Consider the following 16,711-nt stretch of genomic DNA (forward strand, 5'->3'; position numbering starts at 1 on the left):
TGTCTACTGGCCTCCATGTCGACCCATCGCACCTTCCTTCCCGCACTTTGGCTCGCCCTTTGCGCGGCGTTCAATGCCTCGACTGCCTGCGCAGCCGACTTTCCCACCCAGGCCGTCAAGCTGGTGGTGGTCTACCAGGCCGGTGGCGCCAATGACATCGTGGCGCGCGTGCTGGGCGACCGCATGGCCGTCACCCTCGGGCAGCCGGTCATCGTGGTGAACAAGCCGGGCGCCAATGGCGCGATGGGCGCGCAGTTCGTCGCGTCCGCCCCGGCCGACGGCCACACGGTGCTCATGGGCGGCATGCCGCTCGTGGTGGCTCGCGCGATGTACAAGACGCCGCCGGTCGAATTCGAGAAGAGCCTTGCGCCAGTGGGCAAGGCGGTCAACCTGAGCATGGTGCTGGTAGCGCGCAAGGAGTTTCCGGCGCAGACCTTTGCGGAAATGCTGGCCATCGAGCGCAGGAAGCCCGGCAGCGTGTCGATGGCGGTGACGGCGTCGACCTACGAGTTCTACTACGCGCGCATCAACAAGCTCGCCAATGTCGACATCCTCAAGGTGCCTTACTCGGGCGTGCCCGCGGCGATGCAGGACCTGGGCGGCAATCGTGTCGACCTCCTGATCGACACGCTGGCTGCGCAGAAGCCGTTCATCGAGAACGGTACGACCCGGCCGCTGGCGGTGTTCGGCGATCGGCGCCTGCCGGACCTGCCCAACGTACCGACGCTCGCCGAACTGGGCCTCAAGGGTTTCAACGACCAGCCCTATGTGGGCATGCTGGTGCCGAAGGGCACGCCGCACATCGCGGTGCAGCGGCTGAACCAGGCCTTGAACGAGGCACTGGGCCGGCCCGAGGTCAAGGACCGCTTGCAACAGTTGGGCCTCACCGCGGCGCCCGGTACGCCGGAAGCGCTCTTCAAGGAAATGAAGCTGGATTCCGACCGCTTCGTGGAAGTCGGCATCCAGGCCGGCATCGAGAAGCAGCAGTAACCGTCGCGACAAGGGCATCCGCCATGCAACATCCTTCCTCCGATCTTCACCAGGGCTCGACCATCGCCGAGCTGTATCGCTCCGCCTTCAAGGGCTTCGCAACGCGCGAGGCGCTGGTCGGCGGCGGTGTGCGCATGACGTACCGCGAACTCGAGCAGGCCTGCCATCGCATGGTGCGTTGCTTCGAGTCACTGGGCCTGGAGCGGCAGGACGGCATCGCGGTGCTGGCGACCAACCGGCCCGAGTCGGTGGCGGCCATCATCGCGGCGCACCTGATGGGCTTGACGTACACGCCGCTGCATCCGATGGGTTCGGAAGAGGACCAGGCTTTCATCCTTGTCGATGCGAACGTGAAGGCGCTGGTGGTCGATGTGCCGCGCCATGCCGATCGCGGGCTGGCGCTGGCGCAGCGTGGCATCGTCCGCCATGTGCTGACGCTGGGGCCGGCGAACTATGGCACCGACCTGCTGGCTGCATCGGCCGGGCTCGACGGCAGCGACATCGAATTGCAGGTTCGGCCCGACGACATCCTCAAGATCGCTTACAGCGGCGGCACGACCGGCAAGTCCAAGGGCATCGTGCATCACCAGCGCACGGTGGTGACCTCGGCGTTGCAGCAGCTTGCGGGCTGGGAGTGGCCGCAGGAGGTGCGCTTCCTGGCGGCCACGCCGGTGTCGCATGCGGCGGGGGCGATGATCCTCACGACCTTCCTGCAAGGCGGCACGGTGCATCTGCTGGACCGCTTCACGCCGGGCGGCTTCCTGAAGATGGTGGCGGCGGAGCGCATCACCACGACTTTCCTGGTGCCCACGCAGATCTATGGACTGCTGGATTCGCCCGAACTGGGCGCGCATGACATCACGAGCTTGAGCCTGGTGCTCTACGGCGCTGCGCCGATGGCGCCGGCGCGGCTGCGGCAGGCGCTGGAGCGGATGGGGCCCGTGTTCGCGCAGGTCTACGGACAGGCCGAAGCGCCCATGACCATCAGCTACCTGCGCCGCGACGAGCACGACCTGGATCGTCCGCAGTTGCTGGGCAGTTGCGGTCGCAGCCTGCCCGGCAACCTGGTTCGATTGCTCGATGCCGACCATGACGAGGTGCCCGTCGGCGAGATCGGCGAGTTGTGCGTGCGCGGACCGCTCTTGATGTCGGGCTATCTCCACCGGCCCGAAGAGACCGCGAAGGCTTTTGCGGGCAACTGGCTGCACACCGGCGACATGGCGCGCCGCGATGCGGACGGCTACCTGTACCTGGTCGATCGTGCGAAGGACATGATCATCTCGGGCGGCTTCAACGTTTATTCGAGCGAGGTGGAGAACTGCCTTGCGTTGCATCCGGCGGTGGCGCTGTCCGCCGTGATTGGCGTGCCGCATGAGAAGTGGGGGGAGGCGGTGATGGCGGTCGTGGTGCTGAAGGAGGGCGCGCGGGTGCCGGCCGAAGAACTGGTTGCATTCGTCACCGAACGCAAGGGCGTGGTGCAGGCGCCGAAGATGGTGGAGTTCGTGGCAGCGCTGCCGCTCACCGCGCTGGACAAGGTGGACAAGAAGACGCTGCGGGCGAGGTACTGGGAGGGGCGGGATCGAGCGGTGGCGTAGCGCCTGGTAGCTTGCCTCGCGCGGGGGACCCGATCAGCGCAATCAAGATGAGCCTGGCGCGGTTGTTGACAGCGCTTGCGCAGGCGTCGACGCCGCATGCGCCGGGCAGCGCGGGCAGGGCGGTGAGAGGGTGCATGCAAGCGCATCGCCGGGCATGGCAAGCGGGGATGCAAGAGGCGTGGGGGTGGCGGGCGGGGCTGCAGCGGCCTTGCGGGCCTTCCATGCGATGCGGATCGACCGCACCCTCTTCTCTATCTTTGCCAGACTTCCAGCGGACTGTAGGTAGGCCATCGCGAGCGTGACCACGATGCATATCGCAAGTACCGGGACCTCGGAGTGGTTCTGGCGGTCCGGCAATTTCCACCACGAGTAAAAGCCGCCCAGCAAGACCAGAAGGAAGGCGATGGGCGTCTGCGACTTTTCCCAGCAGACGGTCACGACCAGCAGGCCGATCAGCAGCGCCGGCAGCGGCAGCCCCAGACCGAACTTGAGCCATGCGAGCGCCACCGCCACGACCAGCAGAAAGACCACGACAACCCGGGGTGCCTTGGCAACGACCGTAAAAAGCCCACATGCCAGCAGCAGCCAGCCAAAGCTGACGACTCCGGCGGGCATCTCGCTGACGATCAGGCTGAGGACCACCAGGCTGAGCCCCACGGCGAGCAAGGCGCCTGTTACCGCGGCAGCGGTGCTCGATTGGCGGGTAAGCCCTTGCGCGGTGAAATGGAAGCCGAGAATCGGAAGCCGCAAGGCTGCAAAGAACTTGGCGATCGGTCCGAGCTTGGCCGATTTGGAAGACAAGGTGTTCTGCGCCGTCGCCACCGTGTGGGCAAAGGTCCGTGTGAACAGGTCCGAGCCGACCTCCGTCTGGAAGCTTTCGGCATGCGAACCCGCGAGGATGCCGTTCGCGACAACCTGACGTGCCACTTCGAGCGAAAACCCACCGCTGGGATCGAGTGCACCCAGCAGGGCTTGCGCAGTGCCCGTGTTTTCCGCGCCATCCCCGTTGGCCTGGCGCACCGAATTGGCCACCACCGGAAGCTCCTCGTGGGCGATGCCGTAGTGCAGCCTCAGCTTGATGGCCTGCGCGCATCTCGGCAGCGAATCCGGAAGGTTGTCGAAGGGGCGGTCGAGGAAGGCGAGCTCTTGTGCAATCAGGCCTTGCAGGCCCTGTTGGTCCCAATTGGCCTGGAGCACTTCCCTCAGCGGCTGTGAAGGAACATCACCGACCGCAATCCTCTTGATGTCGGCAACCGCGGCGGCCGAATTCATGAAATAGGTGCGGTGCAGGCGACGCGCATCCAGTAGAACATCGACCAGCCGCGAGCTGCCGTCAAGGCGCCCGAAGGTCCAGTCGTTCGCCCGCCACGACTCCTTGTAGAAGGCGCCGAAGTGCGCGAGCTGGATGCCCAGGAGCTTTTCCTTTGCCACGCTCGGCCCGCCCAGTTCGCTGGCGTTGTTGCCGCTGACCTGCACCAGTTCGATGAGGGTGTCCGCATTCAGGTCGTCATGGTCGTTGAAGGCAAATTCGACGACCTCCAGTTGCAGCAGGATGTCCAGCGCGTAGCGCGCCGGGTCGGTGATGGCGTCGACGTTTTGCGAGTCATCGGCCGTGCCCCGTTGCGGTGGCGTCAGCAGCTTGCAAAGCGCCTCCAGCGACTCGACGGTGGCGCCATCGGTGGGTCGAAGCGGGCTGCTCGTCGCGTCGCGCGCGGCGAGTTCGGCCGCCAACGCCAGGCCGCGAGCCGAGGCTTGCTGGATCGTTTTCGCGATTCTGTAAGCGAGTTCAGCGCACTTCTTCTTTCGGGTGTCGGCGACGATGTCCGCGAACAGGCAGTCGACCAGGTCGAAGTGCCAGGTTCGCAGCTCTGAGCACGAAAACTTGTTGGCGAGGGCCAGCTTGGCCAGTGCGGGCAAATGACAGTCCACGATGCGCCGCCAGTCGTCGCGCTCGCGCTCGCGCAGGACTTCGATTTCCTTGATGACGTTGAAGGCCTCGCTCCACCAGGCCGTGATCGGGTCGGCATTCGCATTGGCTGCCCGGGTCGGGACGTCATGGACGTCCGGGTCGCCCCAGTCGTTGACGAACGTGTGTTGTCTGGCGGGAAGCCTGCTCCGGAAGGTTGCGCTGTCTCCCGCCTTGGGCAGATCGGCCAGCGACTGGATCATCCGCAGCATGTTCATCAACACCTTGGCTGAGAACTCCACCGGGAACATGCCCCACTGCCATCGCGCGGTCTCTTCCATGGCCTCGTCACGCAAGGCGGGGCTGCTCCTGGGTGGCCAGGGGCATGTTTCTGGCAGCCATCCGTCGCCTCCTGCAAGGACGAAGTCGGCGCGCAACGTATCCCGCCCGTTCTTGCCGATCAGGCGAAGCGCTGGCGACATGTCGTTGTTGCGAGACACGCCCGCCGTGATCGGGTAATAGACGAACTGATCGAAGGTGGTATTGAGTCTTCGCTCGCGGTACACGTCGAAAAGGTTGCTCGCGAGCTGCTGCAGCGGCGGGACGAAGCAGGCGACGACGCCGGGGCGGGTAAAGGCCTTGGCGATCGCCAGCACGCTTTCGTGGCGGGTGCGCACATGCTCGTTGTGCTCCTTGATTTCGTGCAACTGGTCGGCCACGGACTGCGAACCGGGGATGCCGACCAGTGCTGCCGAGACGACGCGGGACATGGCGGGCATGGGCGGGTCGTCCTTCGTGGCCGTTTTGATCTTGAAGGCGGGGCCGTCGCCCGGGTCTGGATTGACGTACATGAGCACGCGCCGCACGCCCACCGAGCGCGGCATGCTGAAGATGCCCTCGCGGGCCCCGCGAAAGGGTTTGTTGTCCAGCACGCCGCCGTCCACCACATAGCGCGGGGTGGGGAGGCTTTCGCGGTAGTAGTTCCGAAGGTGGGACTTCTCGGGCACCAGCGAAGGCTCGAAGGCAAAAGGAAAAGAGGCGGTGGACCGCGCCGCCCTGGCCAGCGCGCGCACGACAGAGTCCTTGTCCGCGAAGTCGTCCGGCGCGCCGAGCACATGCCTGAAGTGAAAATAGGAGCGGTAATCCACGTCGTGCAGGGCGGTGCCGAGGTCGTCAGTGTTCTGGCCTTGGTAACCGCTCAACAGGGTTGCGGTGAGCTTGAGGTCGATCGGCATCTGGTCGATCGTCTGGGGCGGGTTCTTGCTGGCAAGCGACTCGAAGGCCTTGAGGATCTCGGGCAGGAAAAAGCCTTCGCCATCGAGGAGCGACCCGTCATCGTTTTTGGCCAGCGGCGGGCGAAGCATTCGATCGAAGGCCCCCACATTCAGCCACACGTCCCGCAGTTCGGCAAAGTTGCCGCCGTATTGCGTGGCCAACGCAAGTGCCGCGCCATTGATGCCACCGGCACTGGTGCCGCTGATGACGTCGACGCGCGCTGTCGTGTTCGTCATCTGCAACAGGCTGCGATAGACGGGGTGGCTTTGCGTGATCAGCCTGAAGATCTCCTGCGTTACGCCGCCGATCCAGACCGCCAGGCTGACGCCTCCGTTCATGACGAGTGCGATTCTCAGTTCTTCGGTCGCACTGTCGTTGGGCATATGACTCATGGGTTTCCTCCGGTTGTCGGGGATTTCCGTCGGCCGCGTCGATCTTCGTGGCCTGCGCCTCAGGTCGTCATCCTTCAGGTGAGGGAGAAAGCTCGTGTTGCCAAGGAGAGCGGACGGCCTTGCGCAACCGCGAGTGGCCGGCGGCGTCTGCAACCGCCTCACCCATGCAACGCCTTCGCCAGGCTGCAAGCAATATCCCCCGCAACCAGCGGCTTCGCCAGCACATCCTGCACGCCGATCTCCCGCGCACGCGTGGTCAGTGCCGGCGTGACGTAGCCGCTCATCAGCAGGATCGGGATGTCCGGCCGGATACGTCGCAGTTCTCGGGCCAGTTCGGAGCCGGTCATCTCGGGCATCGCCTCGTCCGATAGCACGGCCTGATAGCGGTCGGGCGTGGCCCTGAAGCTTGCGAGTGCTGCGGTGCTGGAGGCGAAGCCCACCGGCTCGTAGCCGAGGCCGGCCATCATCTCCTCCCCAAGCCGCACCAGCGGTTCCTCATCGTCGACCAGCAGCACGGTTTCACCGGCGCCGGACGGTACCTCCTGCGGTGCACTGGCGGGGGCTTTCACGGTGCGATCCCACGGCACGAACACCGTCATCGTCGTGCCGTGCCCCACCTGGCTCTGCACCTCGATCCCGCCGCCCAGGTCCGTCACGATGCCATGCACCAGCGACAGCCCCAGCCCGGTGCCCACACCCACTTCGCGCGTTGTGAAGAAGGGATCGAAGATGCGCTCGACCACGCTTGGCGCGATGCCGGCGCCGCTGTCCTCCACCACGAGCCGAACGTACTTGCCGGGCGGCAGCGTGCTGGTCGTGACGACCAGCGGTTGCGTCGGCTCGACGGTCGTGACGCCGACACGCAATGTGCCGGATGAACGCATCGCCTGCGCCGCGTTCGCGCACAGGTTCACCACCACCTGATGCAGTTGCGTCGGGTCGCCCATGATCGCGGCGTCGCCCACCTCGATGTGCTGTTCGAGCACCATGCCCGAGGGCAGCGAGGCCGCGACCACCTCCAGCGCTTCGGCCACGATGGTCTGCACGTGCACCGGCACGCGCTCGCCGACGCCGCTGCGGCTGAAAGCGAGGATGCGTTCCACCAGCGACTTGGCGCGCATCGCGGCGCTCATGGCTGCGTCGATGTGGCGTTGCTGCGCGGTGCCGGGCGTGGCTTCCTTCTGCGCCATCTCGCCATAGCCGAGGATGGCCGCGAGGATGTTGTTGAAGTCGTGCGCGATGCCGCCCGCCAGTGTGCCAATGGCTTCGAGCTTCTGCGCCTGGCGCAGTTGGGTTTCAAAGCGATCGCGGTCTTCCTCGGCCTTGCGGCGGTCGGTCACGTCTTCCATCGAACCGGCCACGCGGTAGGCGCGCCCGCGGGCGTCGCGCACGGCCACGCCGCGCTGGCGGTACCAGTGCCATTCGCCCGATGTGTGGCGGATGCGGTACTCGCAGCTGAAGTGCGGTGTCATGCCACGCAGATGTTGCGAGAGCGCCTGCCGCATCGCGGCTTCGTCGTCGGGATGGTATTGGCCGCTGGCGATCCATTCGCGCCGGGGGCGCAGCGGCTCGCCGGGCTCGCGGCCCAGCAGCGTTTGCGCACGCGCGGAGAGAAACAGCATGTCGCGCCGCAGGTCCCAGTCCCACAGCCCTTCATTCGATCCTGCCACCGCGAGCTGGTAGCGCTCCTCCGATTGGCGCAAGGCCTGCTCGACACGCTTTTGCGCGTCGATGTCGCTGGACGAACCGGCCCAGCGAATGGCCCGTCCTTCCGCGTCGCGCACCGACTTGCCGCGGATGCGCACCCAGCGGTATTCGCCGTCCGGATGGCGCACGCGGTACTCGCCGTCGCGCACTTCGACTTCGCCGCGCATATGACGCTCGACATCGTCGGCATAGCGCTGTTCGTCGTCCGGATGCAGGTGGAGCAGTGCCAACCATTCGGCGCGGGTTCGCACGGTCTGATCCGACTGCACACCGCAGATCTGCATCGCCCGCGGCGAGGTGAACATGCGGTCATTGACGATGTCCCAGTCGCTCACGCCGTCCTTCGAGCCTTCCGCTGCGAGCGCGAAGCGTTCCTCGCTTTGCCGCAGCGCCTCCTCTGCGCGTCGGCGCGTATCGACGTCGCTGATCGACCCCGCCATGCGCACCGCGCCGCCGGAGCCGTCGCGCACGCAGACGCCGCGCACCCGCACCCAGCGGTAGACGCCGTCCGGATGCAGCACGCGGTATTCCTCTTCGTAGGCGGGCGTCTTGCCGGAGAGGTGGTCGTCGAGCGCGGACCAGCGGATGGCTTCGTCGTCCGGGTGGCAATGGATCTTGCTGAACCAGTCTTTCGCGGGCTCCGATTCCGGCCCCGGCCCCATGCCCAGCAGTTCGCGCGCACGCGGTGAGCCGAACATGCGGTTGTTCGCGTGATCCCAGTCCCAGATCCCGACGTCGGAGCCGCTCACCGCCAGCGCGAAGCGCTCGCGCGCCGCTTCGAGCGAACGGCGGGTGGTGTCGATCCGCTTGAGATGGCGGGCGGCCAGCGCGAGCAGCGCCGCGGCGAGGCCCGCCAGCGCCAGCGTGCGGATGGCCGAACTGATCGCCTCTTCGCGCCACGGTGCCAGCACGGCGGAGACATCGCGCGTAATGGCGATGACCAGCGGATAGTCCGGCACGGCTTGCAGCGAGCCGAAGCGTTCCACGCCGTCGATGGGGCTCACCGTGCGGACTGGGCCAGCGCCACCGGCCTGTGCGGCCAGCAACTCGTCGGACAGCGGCAAGCGCTTGCCCAGCGATGCATCGGCACTCGGCTGGCGCGCGAGCAGCATGCCGTCGCGCCGCAGCAGCGTGATCTTGGTGCTGGGTTCGCCCTGCACGTCGCGGTAGAACTGCTGGAAATAGTCGACGCGCCCGCGCGCACCCACGGCGCCGGCGAACTTGCCGTCGGCCGTTTCGAGCCTGCGCGCCATCGGAAACACCACCGCGTGATCGATCGGACTGACCGTGACGTTGCCGATCAGCAGCTTGCCGGTCATGTCTTCGCGCGCGGCCAGGAAAACATCGACGTTCGCGGCGTTGGGCACGCCCTCGGGCAGCGGGTGCCGCAGCGAATTGGCGCGGGCGATGCCGTCGGCGCGCACCATCACCAGTCCGTCGATCTGCACCAGGCCCACGGCCTGGTCGCGCAGGTAGGCATGGAGCGCGGCCGGCGACATGGCATCGACCACGCCCTGGCGGTACTGGTCCTGGATGTGGCGCAGCACGACGTCGACGGCTTGCAAGGTGCGGGCTGTCTGCTCGGCGATGGTGCGGGCCTGCGTGTCCAGTTCGCTGCCGGTCTGTGTGATGGTGGCGCGATAGCCGCGCACGATGTCGAGCGCGGCAAAGCCCATGATCGCCAGGATGAACAGCGCCCCGATCCACGGCACGCTGCGCCGCAGCGAGCGTTGTTCCAGCCAGCCGTCGAGGGACTTGGGGAATTTCATGGCAGCGGCGGTTTCGAGACGCGGCGAACGACGGCCGTCAGCGCCTCACGCCGCACCGGCTTGGGCAGCACGCCGGCCACGCCCAGCGAGCGTGCCAGTTCACCGCAGGCCTCGACACTGGCGTGGAACATGGCCGAGAGCATCAGCACCGGCGTGCCGGCGTGTTCGGCCGCGATGCGGCGCAAGGTCGCGGCGCCGTCGCGACGCGGAAAGGCCACGTCCACCAGCACCAGGTGGAAGGGCGCGCAGGCGCTGCGCGTGCTTTCGTCGGCCACCCGCCATCCCGCCTCGCTCAGCCACTCGCGCAGCAGCTCGAAGGTCTGGCGTTCGGCGTCGATGACCAACACCGTGGGTGCCGTCGTGTTCATGGTCGCCCTGGCGCGCCGCGGGGGCGCGTGGCTGGCGTTCGGGGGCACATCGTGATCTCCGCAGCGTCGTTGGATGCTTCATTGAGTCCTCGATCCGTTGCGCCTGCGTTGCAGGACGACAGCGCGAAGATTACATCTGCAATCGGGCGCTTGGCGAGAGCCGGCACAGGCATCGCCCAAACCGTTTCGACGCGTCTACGATATTGGCCGCGCAGGCCCGGCAAGGCGCCTGCTGCCTGTGATTGCAGACCACCAGAGGGGGTCATCATGGAAATAGTTGCAAGCGTGTTGCCGCATGTGCTGGCGCTGGACGACGATCCCGCCGTCCGCGAGCTGATTGCCGAATACCTGGCCGACAACGAACTGCGCGTGACGGCGGTGGCGTCGGGCCGCGAGCTCAATGAAGTCATGGCGCGCGAGACGGTCGACGTCGTGATCCTGGACGTTCGCCTGCCCGGCGAAGACGGCATGCAGATCGCCCGGCGCCTGCGCGAGGAATCGCAGATCCCGATCCTGATGCTGACGGGCCGGGTGGACGAAGCCGACCGCGTGATGGGGTTGGAACTGGGCGCCGACGACTACCTGACCAAGCCCTTCAGCCCGCGCGAACTGCTGGCGCGCGTGCGTGCATTGCTGCGGCGCGCCAGGGCCCGCGCCAACGTGGCCCAGGAGATTGCCAAGGTGCGGGCCTACCGCTTTGGCGAGTGGGAACTCAACGTCGGTCTGCGGCGGCTGAAGTCGGCGCAGGGTGAGCCGGTGGAACTGACCAATGGCGAGTTCAGCCTGCTCACCGCCTTTCTTTCCGCGCCGCGCCGGGTGTTGACGCGCGACCAGTTGCTGGAACTCTCCCGCATGCACAACGCCGAGGTGTATGACCGCTCCATCGACGTGCAAATATTGCGACTGCGCCGGAAGATCGAAGCCGATCCGGCGCATCCGCAATACATCCGCACGGAGCGCGGCGCCGGCTACCTTTTCGACGCGCCTGTTGATGCGCTGAGGTAGCCGGTCTCCTAGTGCCCGGCTTGCGTCATGTCGACGCTGCGGCTGGGCTTGGGCGCGATCCAGATCACCACTGCAGATAGCACAAAGGCCGCTGCGACCAGCCACATGATCTGGTTGGTCGCCAACATCACGCTCTGACCTTGCAGCATGTTGTCCATCACGCTGCGCACCTGATCGCCCGTGAAGCCGGAGGCGGCGAGCTTGTTCGCCGTCTCGCCCATCGGGTCCATCATGCCCACCATCTCGGCGTGCAGTGCGCTGGTGCGGTCCTCCCACATCGTCGTGACCATGGAGGTCGCGAACGCGCCGGACAGCGTGCGCATGAAGTTCTGCAAGCCCGCGCCCGCGGCCGTCTCATGCTCCTCGACGCTGCCCAGCGTGAGCGCGGTGAGCGGCACGAAGAAGAAGGGCAGGCCCAGGCCCATGAGGATCAGCGGAATCGCGATCTGCCAGTAGGTCATGTCGGTGGTCGCGACGGTGCGCATCACCATCACGCCCGCCAGCAGCAGCAGCCCTGCAAAGATGAGCTTGCGCGGGTCCACCTTCGCGATCAGCTTGCCGGCGATCGGCGCGCAGAACACGGCGAGCACGCCCGACCATGCCGTCGTCAGCCCTGCCCAGGTGGAGGTGTAGCCCATGTACGACTGCAGCCACAGCGGTGTCAGTACGTTGGCGGCGAACATCGCGCCGAAGCCCAGCGAGATGGTGATCACGCCCGCCGTGAAGCCCCGGTGGCGGAACACGCGCAGGTCGACGATGGGGTGCTTCTCGGTGAACTCCCAGATCAGGAAGGCCACGAAGCCCACCGCCGCGACGATGGCCAGCAGGCAGATCTCGGTCGAGGCGAACCAGTCATGCTCCTTGCCAAGATCAAGCATCAATTGCAAGGCGCCGACAAAGATGATGAGCAGCACCAGCCCGACGGTGTCGATGGGTGCGCGCAGCAGCGGTGACTCGTAGCGCTTGAGCATGCGCCATGCGATGGGGGCGACGAGCATGGCGATCGGCACGTTGATGAAGAAGATCAGCGGCCACGAGAAGCTGTCGCACAGCCACCCGCCCAGGATCGGCCCGAGGATGGGCGCTACCAACGTCGTCATGGCCCACAAGGCCATCGCGGCCGGCGCCTTGTCCTTCGGGAAGATGCGCAGCAGCAGCGTTTGCGACAGCGGCATCAGCGAACCGCCCGACAGCCCCTGCAACACCCGCCCCAATACCAGCATGCCCAGCGAGTTGGAAACCCCGCACAGGGCCGAGCAGGCGCCGAACAGCAGCATGGCGGTGGCGAACACCCGCACCGCGCCAAAGCGCCCGGCTATCCAGCCGGTCAGCGGCACGATGATCGCCTCGGCCACCGCATAGGAGGTGATCACCCAGGTGCCCTGGCTGCTGCTGATGCCCAGGCTGCCGGCGATGTTGGGCACCGAGACGTTGGCGATCGTCATGTCCAGCACCGCGATGAAGTTCGCGGCCGCCAGCACGATGGCCGCCAGCCACAGCATGCCGCCTTGCAATGGTTGCTCGGCGTCTGGCACGGGATGCAAATTGCGCGACATGGCGGTCCCTTCAATGCACGCTGCGCGTGTCGATGGTGGCGTGCATGGACAGGCCCACCTGCAGCGGGCGCTTTGCCAGCTCCTCCGGATCAAGGCGGATGCGCACCGGCAGCCGTTGCACGACCTTGATCCAGTTGCCCGTCGCGTTCTGCGCAGGGATGGTCGCAAAGGCCGCACCGGTGCCGCCGGCCAGCCCTTCGACCACGCCGTGGTAGGCCACCTTCTTGCCATAGCGGTCGGATTCCAGCTTGACCGGCTGGCCGATGCGCACGCGGTCGAGCTGCACTTCCTTGAAGTTCGCGTCCACATGCATGTCGCCCACCGGCACGACCGAGAGCAACGCCGCGCCGGGCTGCACCTGCTGGCCCAGCTGCACCGTGCGCTTGGCGATCACGCCGTCGACCGGCGCGCGCACCACCGTGCGTTCGAGGTTCACGCGCGCCTGGTCGCGACGGGCGCGAGCCAGTGTGACTTCGGGGTTGGTGTCCTCGGTGGCGTCGGCGATGAGCACTGCATTGGCTTCGCGCGAGCCGATCGCGGCCTTGTGATTGGCACGCGACTGCAGGGCGTTGGCCTGTGCTGCGACCAGGTTCGCCTGCGCGGTGTCGAAGGCATTGCGTGCCTTGGTCAGTTCATCGCCCGACACCGAGCCCGAGTCGGCCAGGGCCTGGCGCCGCGAGAGGTCGACGCGTGCACGTTCGAAGTCGGCTTGCGCGGACGCGACCTGCGCGGCAGCGCGCTGCTGGTCGGAAACGCGTGCGGCGATCTGCGCAGCGAGGCTGGTGTCGCTGGCGACATAGCCACGCACGCGGCGCACTGCACGGCCCAGTTCCGCCTCGGCCTGGTCGAGCGCCAGCCGGGCGTCGGTGTCGTCGAGCACGACGACCACATCGCCGCGCTGCACGGCCTGCGTATCGGCCACGCGCACCTCGCGCACGATGCCGCTGATGGCGGGCGTGACCTGCGCTGTCTCGGTCGCGGCATAGGCGTTGTCGGTCGAGATGAAGCGCGAGGCGTGGATGTATTCGTAGGCGCCGTAGCCTATGCCGGCCGCCAGCATCGTCAAGCCCAGCATCGCGAAGAGGCGCTTGCGCGTCGGGCCGGCGGGCTTGGCTTCATCTTCATGCGTGGCGATGGCTTCGCCAGCGGCTTGCAGCAGTTCGGATTGCATCTTGGACATGGTGGGCTCCTGTGGGGTTGCGAGAGGGGTTCAGTTCCGGGCCGTGGCATAGCCGCCACCAAGGGCGCGGACGAGGGCGACATCGAGCGAGAAGGCGCGCGATTGCAGGTCACTCTGCGTGCGCATGTTGGCCAGCAGCGTGTCCTCGGCGGACAGCACTTCGAGGTAGTTCGAGAGGCCGCCTTCGTAGCGGTTGTTCTGCAGCCGCCAGGCTTCGCGCGCGGCGCCGACGGCTTCGTCGGTGCGCGCCAGTTGTGGCCCCAGCGCCTTCTGGCTCACGGTCGCATCGGCCACGTCCTGCAAGGCCTGGACGACGGCGCCGTCGTAGCTGGCCACCGCCTGCGCATAGTCGGCGTTGGTGCCGCCCAACTGCGCACGCAGCCGGCCGCCATCGAAGATCGGCAGGGAGATGGCCGGGCCGACGCTGCCGATGGAAGAGCCGCTCTTGCCCAGCATGTCCAGCCCCAGCGATTGCACGCCGATGAAGGCGACGAGGTTGACGTTCGGGTAGAACGCGGCGCGTGCCTGGTCGATGCGCCTGGCGGCGGCTTCGGCACGCAGGCGGGCGGCCACCACGTCGGCGCGGCGGCCGATCAGCTCGGCTGGCAACTGTTGCGGCAGGCCGAAGGCGCGTTGCAGGCGCACGGTCGGCCGCGTGATGGCCAGCGCGCGATCGGGCCCGGCACCGAGCAGCGCCGCGATGCGGTTGCGTTGCAGCGCCAATTGCTCTTCGATGGACAAGACCTCTGCCTGTGAAGAAGCACGACGCGCATCCACCTGCTTGACGCTCGGCAAGGTTTCCAGGCCGTTGTCGAAGCGGCGTGCCAGCAGGTCGGCGGTCTTGCTGCGAACGGTGAGCGCCGCATTCGCCGTGTCGAGCGCGGCATGCTCGCGTGCCAACTCCGCATAGGCCGAGGCGATGGAGGTCGAGAGGATGATCCGTGCCTGCGCCGCATCGGCGCGCGCCGCGTCGGCATCCGAGGTCGCGGCGGCCAGCGCTGCGCGGTTCTTGCCCCAGAAGTCGATCTCCCAGGAGAAGTCCAGCGTGGCGCGGCCGTAGTCCTTCCAGCCTTCGGGCGTGGCGTTGCGCGGGCTCAGGTAGTTGTAGCTCTGCTTCTGGCCGGTGATCGCGGCGTTGGCGCTGATCTGCGGCATCAGCGCGGCGTCGGCCGTCTGCACGAAAGCCTGTGCCTTGCGCAGGCGGGCGTCGGCGGCTGCGACGCTGGGCGCGTCGGCCAGCGCTTCGGTGATGAGCTGGTCGAGTTGCGGGTCTTCGTAGGCATGCCACCAGGTATCGGCGGGCCATGCCACCGAAGCTGCCGTGAAGCTCTGTGCGGTGGCGTACTGCGTGACCGGCTTGACCTGCGGCCCCGCCTCGCGCGCCGGCAACTGGGCGCAGGCGGAGATCACGGCGGTGGCAATGGTTGCGAGTGCGACCGTGAGGGGGCGGCTTGTACCGGACTGCCTTGGATTCGATGACTTGTCGTTCATGGGATGTCGCGCTCCATGCGATGGGTTGCTGATGGAGGCGAACTGTGCGGACGGCGCGTTGTGGCCACATTTCGCGGCGGCGCACGCTGTATGTCAGTTGAAATCAAGCGGGTGCCGGACCGACATGTGCGATGCGTTGTCGCCCCCTAAATTGATCGCTCACACCAGACAACCGAATGGAGCACAGCGATGCAATACCTCACCTACCGCGGCACGGTCTATCCCTGGCAGTGCGACCACATGGGTCACATGAACGTCATGTGGTACACGGGCAAGTTCGACGAGGCGGGCTGGCAGTTCTTCGGCTCGCTCGGGCTCACGCCGGCCTGGCTGAAGGATGCGGGGCGCGGCATGGCGGCGGTCGAGCAGCTGACGCAGTACCGGCGCGAGTTGCATGCAGGCGACCTGGTGTCGATCCATTCGAAACTGATCGAAGTCAAGGACAAGGTGCTGCGCATCCGCCACGAGATGCGCCGCGGCGATCGGGCGGACAACGTGGTCGCGGTGAGCATGCTGACGGCCGTGTTCATGGACGCGGCGGCGCGCAAGGCCATCGCGTTTCCGCCAGCGATGGCCGATGGCTGGCGCGAGGCGGCAGGTCTGCCGCTTGCGGATCACACGGAGGCCTCATGAAGACCGAACCGGAACCGGACAGGCAGCGCGCATCAGGCGCGCTCGCGAGGCTGGGACGGCGCTGGAAGATGATGGCCATCATGCTGTTCGAGAAGGATGGCCTCTCCACCTTCTTCCAACATGCCCGTAACGTGTTGACGGGCGCCGGAGTCGTTGGTGCCGGGGTGTACGCGATCAACCATGGCGGCACGACGCCAATTTTCGGCATGTGGTCGATCCACTTCGCGGGCTACGCGATCGCCACATTGGGCGCGGTGCTGCTGGCGCTGAACCTGTTCGACGGGCTGCGCCGCCTGACCCGCATGCACCAGCCGAAGTTCCTGAAGCTGGCCGCGGTCCTGGTCTATGTGGCGCTGTCGATTCGGCTCACGCAGGTCATCCTGTATCTGCGCGCGCCACTGTGAGTGCTTTCCCTCTCTCGCCGGGGGAGGGCAGGGTGAGGGCATGCGGCGGTGGAACAGGCCAGCCTGTCGTTCAGGACCGCGAGCCCTCACCCCATTTCCCAGAGGCAGAGGGAGTGAAGCGGCGTCAGAAGACCAGCGTCGCGGTCGCCATCAGCTTCTTGTGGCTGCTCGGTCTGCGAGAAGTGATAGCCCGAGATGATTGGCGAGACGTAGAGGTCGAACACATTGGACGCAACGTGCTGCGCGCTGCCCTGGCGCGTGCCGGCCGTGAGGTTGGCGTCGCCGGGTTCAGGGTCAGTCGCATCGCTCGATTCGTCATGTGGCTCTCCGGACACACACGACCGCGCTTTGCGGTGTATGGGGCTAGGCCGGCAAGAACGTGGACTAGCTCGGGGCGTAAATCAGCACCAAGGTGCAATTGGCTGCCCGCGGGCGTCGGT

At 66.7% G+C, this 16,711-nt stretch carries 12 protein-coding genes; 5 read left to right on the forward strand and 7 right to left on the reverse strand.

Translation table 11 applies throughout. The annotated features are described in order from the left end of the window. Positions 1–15 precede the first annotated feature (15 nt). Both WKW82_RS13005 and WKW82_RS13010 read left to right on the forward strand, forming a co-directional pair. Positions 16–990, forward strand: coding sequence for a Bug family tripartite tricarboxylate transporter substrate binding protein (locus WKW82_RS13005; RefSeq protein ID WP_340342696.1), 975 nt, complete (start codon positions 16–18; stop codon positions 988–990). A 23-nt stretch (positions 991–1,013) separates the two neighbouring features. Next, entirely contained in the window at positions 1,014–2,585 is a 1,572-nt protein-coding gene (locus WKW82_RS13010; protein WP_340342697.1) for an AMP-binding protein, read from the forward strand. A 42-nt stretch (positions 2,586–2,627) separates the two neighbouring features. On the opposite strand, the gene WKW82_RS13015 is transcribed toward WKW82_RS13010, so the two are convergent. From WKW82_RS13015 to WKW82_RS13025, 3 genes are all read right to left on the reverse strand, one after another. Beyond that, the gene (locus tag WKW82_RS13015) at positions 2,628–6,158 is read right to left on the reverse strand and encodes a patatin-like protein (protein ID WP_340342698.1); all 3,531 of its coding nucleotides are present in this window, start codon (positions 6,156–6,158) and stop codon (positions 2,628–2,630) included. A gap of 158 nt (positions 6,159–6,316) precedes the next feature. After that, positions 6,317–9,634 (reverse strand): PAS domain-containing protein, encoded by a 3,318-nt coding sequence (locus tag WKW82_RS13020; RefSeq protein ID WP_340342699.1) that lies wholly within the window; start codon positions 9,632–9,634, stop codon positions 6,317–6,319. Next, entirely contained in the window at positions 9,631–10,002 is a 372-nt protein-coding gene (locus tag WKW82_RS13025; protein WP_340342700.1) for a response regulator, read from the reverse strand. The genes WKW82_RS13020 and WKW82_RS13025 overlap by 4 nt, the downstream gene beginning before the upstream one ends. Positions 10,003–10,269: 267 nt before the next feature. Here WKW82_RS13025 and WKW82_RS13030 point away from each other — a divergent pair, with 267 nt between their 5' ends. Further along, a complete protein-coding gene (locus WKW82_RS13030; RefSeq protein ID WP_340342701.1) occupies positions 10,270–11,007 on the forward strand; it encodes a response regulator in 738 nt (245 codons plus the stop codon). Positions 11,008–11,015: 8 nt separating this feature from the next. Here WKW82_RS13030 and WKW82_RS13035 read toward each other — a convergent pair whose 3' ends face one another. Genes WKW82_RS13035 through WKW82_RS13045 form a run of 3 tightly spaced genes read right to left on the reverse strand, consistent with a single transcriptional unit; the run spans position 11,016 to position 15,234 of the window. Further along, the gene (locus WKW82_RS13035) at positions 11,016–12,563 is read right to left on the reverse strand and encodes a DHA2 family efflux MFS transporter permease subunit (protein ID WP_340342702.1); all 1,548 of its coding nucleotides are present in this window, start codon (positions 12,561–12,563) and stop codon (positions 11,016–11,018) included. A 10-nt stretch (positions 12,564–12,573) separates the two neighbouring features. Next, on the reverse strand, positions 12,574–13,743 hold the full coding sequence (locus WKW82_RS13040; RefSeq protein ID WP_422823468.1) for an HlyD family secretion protein: 1,170 nt from the start codon (positions 13,741–13,743) through the stop codon (positions 12,574–12,576). A gap of 30 nt (positions 13,744–13,773) precedes the next feature. After that, the gene (locus WKW82_RS13045; RefSeq protein WP_340342703.1) at positions 13,774–15,234 is read right to left on the reverse strand and encodes an efflux transporter outer membrane subunit; all 1,461 of its coding nucleotides are present in this window, start codon (positions 15,232–15,234) and stop codon (positions 13,774–13,776) included. Positions 15,235–15,423: 189 nt separating this feature from the next. Between WKW82_RS13045 and WKW82_RS13050 the strand changes: the two genes are divergently transcribed. Both WKW82_RS13050 and WKW82_RS13055 read left to right on the forward strand, forming a co-directional pair. Beyond that, positions 15,424–15,867, forward strand: a complete 444-nt coding sequence (locus WKW82_RS13050) for an acyl-CoA thioesterase (protein WP_340342704.1) — start codon at positions 15,424–15,426, stop codon at positions 15,865–15,867. Beyond that, positions 15,864–16,271: a hypothetical protein gene (locus tag WKW82_RS13055; protein WP_340342705.1), complete on the forward strand. Its 408-nt coding sequence runs from the start codon at positions 15,864–15,866 to the stop codon at positions 16,269–16,271. The genes WKW82_RS13050 and WKW82_RS13055 overlap by 4 nt, the downstream gene beginning before the upstream one ends. An 86-nt stretch (positions 16,272–16,357) precedes the next feature. Here the strand turns inward: WKW82_RS13055 and WKW82_RS13060 are convergent, their stop codons facing one another. Continuing rightward, positions 16,358–16,606, reverse strand: coding sequence for a hypothetical protein (locus tag WKW82_RS13060; RefSeq protein WP_340342706.1), 249 nt, complete (start codon positions 16,604–16,606; stop codon positions 16,358–16,360). Positions 16,607–16,711: the final 105 nt, after the last annotated feature.

The organism is Variovorax rhizosphaerae (assembly GCF_037889975.1).
Classification (GTDB): Bacteria; Pseudomonadota; Gammaproteobacteria; order Burkholderiales; family Burkholderiaceae_C; genus Variovorax; species Variovorax rhizosphaerae.